This is a genomic window from Actinomadura darangshiensis, from assembly GCF_004349235.1.
Lineage (GTDB): Bacteria > Actinomycetota > Actinomycetes > Streptosporangiales > Streptosporangiaceae > Spirillospora > Spirillospora darangshiensis.
Window position 1 is genome coordinate 1 of the sequence record NZ_SMKY01000325.1, and the last position, 9,298, is coordinate 9,298.

At 73.1% G+C, this 9,298-nt stretch carries 5 protein-coding genes; 3 read left to right on the plus strand and 2 right to left on the minus strand.

Annotation, left to right across the window (positions count from 1 at the left end; translation table 11 throughout):
- Window positions 1–3,296, minus strand: a 3,296-nt coding sequence (lysX, locus tag E1293_RS39950; protein WP_207939377.1) for a bifunctional lysylphosphatidylglycerol synthetase/lysine--tRNA ligase LysX, incomplete at its 3' end; no start/stop codon positions are given.
- A gap of 233 nt (window positions 3,297–3,529) precedes the next feature.
- Between lysX and E1293_RS39955 the strand changes: the two genes are divergently transcribed.
- From E1293_RS39955 to E1293_RS39965, 3 genes are read left to right on the plus strand one after another with little or no spacing between them, the layout of a single operon-like run.
- Entirely contained in the window at window positions 3,530–5,299 is a 1,770-nt protein-coding gene (locus E1293_RS39955) for a protein kinase domain-containing protein (RefSeq protein ID WP_243717275.1), read from the plus strand.
- Window positions 5,299–6,990, plus strand: coding sequence for a serine/threonine-protein kinase (locus E1293_RS39960; protein ID WP_132204180.1), 1,692 nt, complete (start codon window positions 5,299–5,301; stop codon window positions 6,988–6,990). The genes E1293_RS39955 and E1293_RS39960 overlap by 1 nt, the downstream gene beginning before the upstream one ends.
- Before the next feature lie 23 nt (window positions 6,991–7,013).
- Complete coding sequence (locus E1293_RS39965) at window positions 7,014–8,513, plus strand: serine/threonine-protein kinase (RefSeq protein ID WP_132204182.1); 1,500 nt, start codon at window positions 7,014–7,016, stop codon at window positions 8,511–8,513.
- On the opposite strand, the gene E1293_RS48090 is transcribed toward E1293_RS39965, so the two are convergent.
- Window positions 8,423–9,298, minus strand: an 876-nt coding sequence (locus tag E1293_RS48090) for a DUF6114 domain-containing protein (RefSeq protein ID WP_165978609.1), incomplete at its 5' end; no start/stop codon positions are given. The genes E1293_RS39965 and E1293_RS48090 overlap by 91 nt on opposite strands.

Consider the following 9,298-nt stretch of genomic DNA (forward strand, 5'->3'; position numbering starts at 1 on the left):
GAGCCGGGGCGCACCAGGGGGAACGGGATCGTCTCGCGGATGCTGCGGCCCGTCAGGGTGATCAGGAGGCGGTCGATGCCCATGCCCATGCCGCCGGCGGGCGGCATCGCGTACTCCAGGGCGCGAAGGAAGTCCTCGTCCAACTCCATGGCCTCCGGGTCGCCGCCCGCGGCCCGCAGCGACTGCTCGGTCAGCCGCTCGCGCTGCAGGATCGGGTCGATCAGCTCGGAGTAGGCGGTGCCGAGTTCGAGGCCGAAGACGATGAGGTCCCACTTCTCGGCGAGCCGCGGGTCGTCGCGGTGCGGGCGGGTCAGCGGGGACGTCTCCGCCGGGTAGTCGCGGACGAACGTCGGCGCCGTCAGGTGCTCCTCGACCAGCGCCTCGAACAGCTCCTGGACGATCTTCCCCTGCCCCCACTGCGGGTCGACGTTCAGCCCGGCGCGCTCGGCGAACGACCGGACCCGGGCGAGCGAGGTGCCGGTGGTGACCTCCTCGCCGAGCGCCTTCGACACCGACTCGTAGACGGTGATCTCCTGCCACGGCTCCGCGAGGTCGTGCTCGACGCCGTCCCGGACGACGACCGTGGTGCCGAGCGCGGCGCGGGACGCGTCCACGACGAGGGAGCGGGTCAGCTCGGCCATCGTGTCGTAGTCGCCGTACGGTTCGTACGCCTCCAGCATCGTGAACTCGGGGTTGTGCTTCTGCGAGACGCCCTCGTTGCGGAAGTTGCGGTTCAGCTCGAAGACGCGGCCGACGCCGCCGACGAGGAGCCGCTTCAGGTACAGCTCGGGCGCGATCCGCAGGTAGAGCTGCATGTTGTAGGCGTTGATGCGGGTGGTGAACGGGCGGGCGGTGGCGCCGCCGTGGACGGGCTGCAGCATCGGGGTCTCGACTTCGAGGTAGCCGCGGGCGCGCAGGCCGTCCCGGACGGCGGCGACGGCGTCGCCGCGCATCCGCAGCATCCGCCGCGACTCGTCGTTGACGATGAAGTCGACGTACCGCTGCCGGACGCGGGCCTCCGGGTCCGACAGCCCGGCCCGCTTGTTCGGCAGCGGGCGCAGGCACTTGGCCGCGAGCGTCCACGCGGAGGCGAGCACCGACAGCTCGCCGCGCCGGGACGTGACGACCTCGCCGCGCACGCCGACCTGGTCACCGAGGTCGATGAGCGCCTTCCACTGCCCGAGGGACTCGGCACCGAGCGCCTCGGCGGTCAGCATGACCTGCAGGTCGGCGGTCTCGTCCCGCAGCGTGACGAAGATCAGCCGGCCGTGCTCGCGGGCCAGCACGACGCGTCCGGCGATCGCGACGGAGTCGCCTGTGCGCGCGTCCGGCGCGAGCGAGGGGTGGCGGGACCGGATGTCGGCGGCGAAGTCGGTGCGCTCGCAGCCGAGCGCGTACGGCTCCATCCCGGCGGACCGGATCTCGTCGAGCTTGGCGTGCCGGACCCGCTCCTGCTCCGACAGCCGCCGCTGCGGCGCCCGCCGCGCGTCCGCGTCCTCCTCGATCTCCTTGATCTTGTCGACGAGGCCGGTGGTCGGCACCATCGCGGCGGCCCGGTCCAGCTTGGGGCGGTTGAAGCTCGGCAGGAACCCCTCGGCGCGGGCGTAGGCGAGGCCGAGCCGGACGAGGTGCCGGCCCTGCATGTAGCAGATGAAGCGGGGACGCCACTCCGGCAGGTACTTGGCGTTCGACAGGTACAGCGACTCCAGCTGCCAGAACTTCGACGCGAACGACAGGAACCGGTAGTACAGCCGCGCGACGGGCCCCGCGCCGATCTGCGAGCCGCGCGCGAACGCCGACCGCAGCATCGCGAAGTTCAGCGAGAGCTGCTGCGCGCCGACGGCGGCGGCCTTCTCGGCGAGCTTGGCGACCATGTACTCGTTGAGGCCGTTCTCGGCGAGCCGGTCGCGGCGCATCAGGTCCAGCGACAGCCCGGCCCGCCCCCACGGGACGAAGCTGAGCAGCCCGCGCAGCTCCCCGTGCGCGTCGAACGCCTCGACCATCACGCAGCGCCCGTCGGTGGGGTCGCCGAGGCGGCCGAGGGCCATCGAGAAGCCGCGCTCGGTCTCCTCGCCGCGCCACGCGTCGGCGCTGCGGATGAGCTTCGCCATCTCCCAGCCGGGGATCTGCGAGTGCCGCCGGATCCGGACGGTGTAGCCGGCCCGCTCGACCCGCCGGACGGCCTGCCGGACCTGCCGCATCTCCCGTCCGTCCAGGTTGAAGTCGGTGAGGTCGACGATGGCCTCGTCGCCGAGTTCGAGGGCGTCGAACCCGTGCCGCTTGTAGCTGCGGGCGCCGCGCTCGCCGACGCTGACGGCGCCGGGGATCCAGGCGTGCGCGCGGCACTCGCCGAGCCACGCCTCGATCGCCTGGTCCCACGACTCGGGGTCGCCGAGCGGGTCGCCGCTGGCGAGCGAGACCGAACCTTCGACCCGGTAGGCGATGGCCGCCTTACCGTTCGGCGCGACGATGACGTCCTTGTCGCGGCGCAGCGCGAAGTAGCCGAGCGAGTCCTGGTCGCCGTACTCGGCGAGCAGCGCGCGGGCCGACAGCTCCTCGGCGGGGCTGAGGACGGGGTCGCGCCGCCCCGGTTTGAACAGCGCCCAGAACGTGGCGATCATCAGTCCGGTGCCGAGGACCCAGAGGATCACGTCCACCCAGAACGGCACCGAGACGTTGATCGGCTTGCCGGTGACGCGCGGCCCGAGGACGGTCTGGGAGATCGCGTAGAGCGGGTGCGTCCAGAAGTCGCCGCCGGCGTTGCGGTCGGTGACGGTGACGAGGAACGTGCCGATTCCGCAGGTCACGACCAGGAGGCTGGTGAAGACGATGGTGGCGAGCCGCCGGTTGGCGCGGTCGGGCAGGGTGGTGAACTGGCCGCGCGCGCAGATCAGCAGGCCGAGGACGGCGAGGTAGACGGCGGCGGTGACGATGAGGCCGACGGGGGTGGGCTTGTCCGGGTTGAACAGCGTGGTGAGGACGGCGGTGACGCCGAGCGCGGTCGGCAGGCAGAAGATCAGCACGAGGATCCGCCACGCGGCCTTCTTGCGCCGCCGGACGCCCATCGACAGCAGGATCCACAGCAGGCCGATCGGGACGCTGGGGAACCAGCCGAGGTATCCGATCCAGCGCAGCGCCCAGATATCGGCTATCTCAAGGATGAGACCATAGGAGACCCACGCGAGCAGCGACAGGATCCCGGAGAGACGGGTGTACCAGAAAAAGATCGTCGGCGCGGCCTGGATCAGGCGCCCCCACTCGCCCCGCAGGCCGCCCCTCGGGCCCTGCTCCGTCATGGTCCCCTTTCTACCGGGTGTCACGTCGCCACCGCCTCCGTCCGCACGTGCCCGTCCGGAGGCGAACCTCGACGTGGGGCCGGACGTCGTACGGGTAGGGGGATGTCGCTTGCAAGGTCGGTCCAAGATTGTCAGCAAAAGTCGATATGGTCGCGGATATGCCGAATGAACCCACCGGTGAGCGCTTGCTCGCCCGCCGCTACCGCCTGGTGACCCAGGTCGGCCGGGGCGGCATGGGTACGGTCTGGCAGGCGCACGATGAGGTCCTCGGTCGTGACGTTGCGGTGAAGGAGGTCATCCTCCCGCATGGTCTCACCGATGAGGAACGCGCCGTGCACCATAAGCGCACGTTCCGTGAGGCCCGCACCGCGGCCCGGCTCGGCCACCCGGGCGTCGTCACGGTCTACGACGTCGTCGAAGAGGACGACCGGCCCTGGATCATCATGGAGCTGATCCGGGCCCGCTCCCTGGACCAGGTGATCAAGCAGGACGGGCCGCTGGAGCCGCGCCGCGCCGCGGAGATCGGCCGGCAGATGCTCGCCGCGCTGCACGCCGCGCACGGCGCCGGGGTGCTGCACCGCGACGTCAAGCCCAGCAACGTGCTGATCACCGGCACCGGCCGGATGGGCGAGCGCGCCGTGCTCACCGACTTCGGCATCGCGACCGCGTCCGGCGACGCCACCCTCACGCAGACCGGCCTGGTCATGGGCTCGCCCGCCTACATCGCGCCGGAGCGGGCCCGCGGCCGCGTCGCCGGCCCGGCCTCCGACCTGTGGTCGCTCGGCGTCACCCTGTACGCCATGCTGCACGGCAAGTCGCCGTTCGAGCGGCCCGAGCCGATGGCCGCGCTCGTCGCGGTGATCTCCGACGAGCCCGACCCGCCGGAGAAGGGCGGCCGGCTCGTCCCGGTCATCGAGGGGCTGCTGCACAAGAACCCCGACCAGCGGATGGACGCGATCGAGGCCGGCGCGCTGCTGGACGACATCGTCCGGCAGGAGAGCATCGACACGCAGCGGACGATGGCCGTCGAGGTCCCCGACGAGCCGCCCGCGTCCCAGCGGACCATGCCGGAACCGCCCGAGGCGGCGGCGCCCGTCCCGGCGGACACCGGCGCCCGCCCCGACCAGCTGACCAGCTTCGACCTGCCCGCGGCCCTGCCGAAGCGGGCCGAGCCCGCGAACCCCGGCGAGACCGCGCCCGACCCCGACCGGGTCAGGTCGTGGCGGTCCGGCCCGCGCACCGAGCCCGCCGGGCAGGCGACGCTGTCGAGCGAGAGCCCGCCGCCGGAGCCGGGGCCGGACACCCACTTCCCGCCGACGACCCACCATCCGGCCGGACGTCCCGCGCTCGCCTCCAACCGGAACGTGCTGATCGTCGCCGCCGTGGTGCTGGTCATCATCCTGGTCATCGCGGGCATCGCGCTGGCGAGCAACGGCGGCGACGGCAAGGGCGGGAACGCACGCAAGGAGGGCGCCACGAGCCCCTCGACCGCGGGCACGTCCCCGTCCGCCCCCGCCACCTCGGCCAAGCCGAGCCCGACGCTGCCCGCCGGGTTCACCATGCGCGAGGACCGCAGCGGCTACTCGGTGCCCGTCCCGGCGGGCTGGAGCGGGCCCGAGCGCAAGAACGGCGGCGACTTCTACTACGCGCCCGGCCGCAAGACCTACCTCCAGATCGACCAGACCGACGACCCGGGGGACAGCGCCATCGGCGACTGGCGGCGGCAGGAGCGGGGCGGCTCCGGCTGGCCCGGATACAAGAAGATCAGGATCGCGCCGACCGGCGACCACCCGCCGGTGCGCGACACGGGGAACGGCGACAAGTCCGCGGACTGGGAGTTCACCTACGCCGGCGACGGCGGCCGGGTGCGCGTCCTGAACCGCGGCTTCGTGACGAACGGGCACGGCTACGCGATCCTGCTCCGCGCCCCCGACGGCGAGTGGGACAAGGTGTATTCGGACCTCCAACCGGTCTACCAGTTCTTCAAGCCGGCGGACGACTGATGGCCGGGCGCCTGCTCGCCGGTCGGTACCGGCTCGAATCGGTCGTCGGAAGCGGCGGGATGGGCACCGTCTGGCGCGCCCGCGACGAGACCCTCGACCGGGAGGTCGCGGTCAAGGAGGTCCGCCTCCCGCCGGGGCTGAGCGACGAGGACCGCGAGAACCGGCACCGCCGCACGCTGCGCGAGGCCCGCGCCTCCGCGCGGCTGAACCATCCGGGCGTCGTGACCGTACACGACGTCGTGGACGAGGACGACCGGCCGTGGATCGTCATGGAGCTGGTGCGGGCCCGCTCGCTCCAGGAGCTCGTGGACGAGGACGGGCCGCTGCCGTCCGGCCGGGTCGCGACGATCGGCCGGCAGATCGCGGGCGCGCTGCGGGCGGCGCACGCGATCGGCATCCTGCACCGCGACGTCAAGCCCGCGAACGTGCTGGTGGCCGACGATGACCGGGCCGTCCTCACCGACTTCGGCATCGCGCAGATGGCGGGCGACGCGACGCTCACCGGCACCGGCCTGATCATGGGGTCGCCGGCGTACATGTCGCCGGAGCGGGTGAACGGCGACCCGGCGATCCCCGCGTCCGACCTGTGGGCGCTCGGCGCCACCCTCTACGCGGCGACGGAGGGCAAGGCGCCGCACCACCGCAGCGACGCGATGGCCGTCCTCGCCGCCGTGATGACGCAGGACGTCCCGCCGCCGAAGAACGCGGGGCCGCTCGCCCCCGTCCTCACCGGCCTGCTGGAGCGCGACCCGGTCCGGCGGCTGAGCGGCGAGCAGGTGGAGGACGCGCTGAGGGCGGTCGCGTCCGGGCACGCCGCCGGCCTGGCCGCCGTGCAGATCGCGTCCAACGCGACGACGGCGGTGGACGGCGCCCCCGCGTACGCGCCGGCGCAGAGCGTGCCCGTACCGGCGCAGAACGTGCCGCCGCAGAACGTGCCGGCGCAGAACGTTCCCGTTCCGCACGACATGACGTCGCAGTTCCCGCCCGGTCCGGACACGCAGTGGTCGCCCGGCAACGCGCCTTCCGCGCCGGCGCGCAAGAAGTCGCCGGTCGCGCCGATCCTCGCGGGCGTCGTCGCGGCGGCGGCGATCCTGGCCGTCGTCGGGTTCGTCGTCTGGCCGGACGGCTCGTCCGCGGGCGGGGGCACCGCCCAGTCGCCGCCCGCCCAGCCGTCCACCGCGGACACCCAGCCCACGCAGACCACGCCGTCGAACCCGCCCGCGTCCCAGCCGAGGCCCACCGCGGCACGGCTCCCGCCGGGGCTCAAGCCGGCGTCGGGTCCCGGTTTCAAGATCGGTGTTCCGCGCAGCTGGCGGCGTTCCGAGCAGGGCAACAGCACCGTCTGGACCGACCCCGCCTCCACCGCCTACATGCAGGTCGACCGGACGGTCTGGTCCGGCGACCCGTACGACCACTGGGTGACCTGGGAGCGGGAGGCCATCGCCGACGGCAAGCTGGCGAACTTCCACCGCATCGGGGAGATCACCCGTACCACGGTCGCCGGACGGCCCGCGGCCGACATCGAGTTCGCCTGGAACCGCGCGGGCGGCACGCGTGCCCGCGACCGGGGCGTGCTGATCAACGGCCGGCCGTACGCGATCGTGGTGGCGGTTCCCACGTCCCAGTGGAACGGGAACGAGGCACTCGTGAAGAATGTGCTCGACACGTTCCGTCCCGCCGGGGTGGGATGACCCAGTGGGGGGACCCTCTAGAAATGGCACAGGCACGTCTGCTCGGTAACCGCTACCGCCTGGACTCGGTGGTCGGCCAGGGCGGCATGGGCACCGTGTGGCGCGCCTTCGACGTCATGCTGGACCGCGAGGTCGCGGTCAAGGAGGTCGTGCTCCCGCCGGGGCTGACCCCGTCCGAGCGCGCCGTCCTGTACGAGCGGACGTTCCGCGAGGCACGGGCGTCGGCGCGGCTGAACCACTCCGGGGTGGTGACCGTCCACGACGTGGTCGAGGAGTCGGACCGGCCCTGGATCGTGATGGAGCTCGTCCTCGCCCCGTCCTTGCAGGACATCATCGAGCGCGGGCCGATGGAGCACCGCCGGGTCGCCGACATCGGGCTGCAGGTGCTGGGCGCGCTCCAGCACGCCCACCAGAAGGGCATCCTGCACCGCGACGTCAAGCCCAGCAACGTGCTGATCACCGACATCGGGCGGGCCGTCCTGACCGACTTCGGGATCGCGCAGGTGGAGGGCGACTCGACGCTCACGCAGACGGGCCTCGTCATGGGCTCGCCCGCCTACATCCCGCCGGAGCGGGTGCAGGGCGAGCGGGCCGTGCCCGCGTCCGACCTGTGGTCGCTGGGCGCGACGCTGTACGCGGCCGTGGAGGGCCGCTCCCCCTACGAGCGGTCGGACGCGATGTCGTCGCTGCAGGCCGCGCTGACCGAGCCCGTCCCGCCGGCGCGGAACGCGGGGCCGCTGACGATGGTGCTGGACGGCCTGCTGCGGCGCGAGCCGGTGAACCGGATGACGGCCGCGCAGGCGCATCCGCTGCTGACGCAGGTGGCGACGATGCCGATGCCCCTGCCGTCGCAGGCGGACGAGACGGTGGCGGACGAGCCCTCCGCCCGCTACCTGCCCCCCGCCGGCCGCACCGACGACGCGTCGGAGACCGTCCTCGACCCGGAGGACCTCGACCCGGTCACCCGCCGCGACCATGGCGACCTCGACCCGGTGACGCGCCGCGACCGCGGCGACGCCGATCCCGACGACCTCGACCCGGGCACCCGGCGCGATCCCGGCCGGTTCCAGGAGCAGAACGGCTCGCACCGCCCGCCGCCGTCCCGTGCCGGGCAGAACCTGGAGGCGCGGACGATGCTGGAGACGGAATGGGCCCCGCCCCCCGGGCAGCATCAGCCGCCGCAACCGCAGCCCCAGCGGCATCGGCCGCATCCGGGCCTTCCTCCGCAGACGCCCCCGCCGTGGGAGCAGCCGCAGCAGTTCACGAACTGGCAGCAGCCGCCTCCGCCGTCCGTCCACGGTGACGGCGGGGAGCGGCGCAAGACGGTGCTGGTCGTCACGGTCGCGGTGGTCCTCGTCGTGGCGGCGGTGCTGCTCGGCGCGTTCATCCTGCGCGGCAAGCTGCGCACGGACTCGCTCGGCGTCCCGGCCGGTCAAGCGTTCGTGACCGCGAGCCCGGCGATCTGCGCGCCGCCGGCCGTGACGGAGGGCTGCTCGGACACGACGTCCGTCATCACCATGTGAGGCAGCGTCAGCGGCGGCGGCTTCTCCGGGGTGAACGTCACCGGGATCCCCAGCAGCTTGGACGACATCTTCGTCGTGTACATGACGACGCCGCCGTTCAGCGTGAGGGCGCCGGTCCGGATGCGCGCGGTGGTTCCGGCGTGCGCGGCCGTCTGGTCGACGTCCTTCAGGACGGCCTTGGACATGGTGAACTTGAGCGCCTTCACCGTCCCGCCCGCCGAGGGCAGTGACGCGACACCGTCGTAGCTCAGCCCCGACATCGTCAGTGAGCTTGCCCGCAGCGTCCCGGCGTCGGCGTACACCGTGGGGGAGGGGGACGGCGACGGGGCGAGCACGTGGAAGCCCAGGACGGCCGGGACGGCGGCGAGGGCCGTCAGCCGTCCGCCGCGCGACGCGGCCGGCGCCCTGTGCCGCTCCCGCGGCGCGCCCGGGGGGCGTCCGGCGGACGGGGACCAGGCGAAGCCGAGGGCGCCGCCGACCACGCCCAGCAGCAGACCGGCGAGGAACCCGCCGAAGTTGGACGTCACGAACGACACCAGCGACAGCAGCACGGCGAGGATGCCGTAGAAGCTGCGCTGCGCGGGCTGGAACCACAGCAGCGCGCCCGCCGTGACGAGCAGCGCGCCGATCAGCCAGCTCGCCACCCCGGCCATGCCCTGGTGGACGACGAGCGGCATCGGGGCCAGCGGGATCGCGATGAGTTCGACGCCGCCGAGGACGGCGAACAGGCCGCCCCAGAAGGGACGTGTCCGCCGCCAGCGGCGGAACCCGTGCGGCGCGGGCGG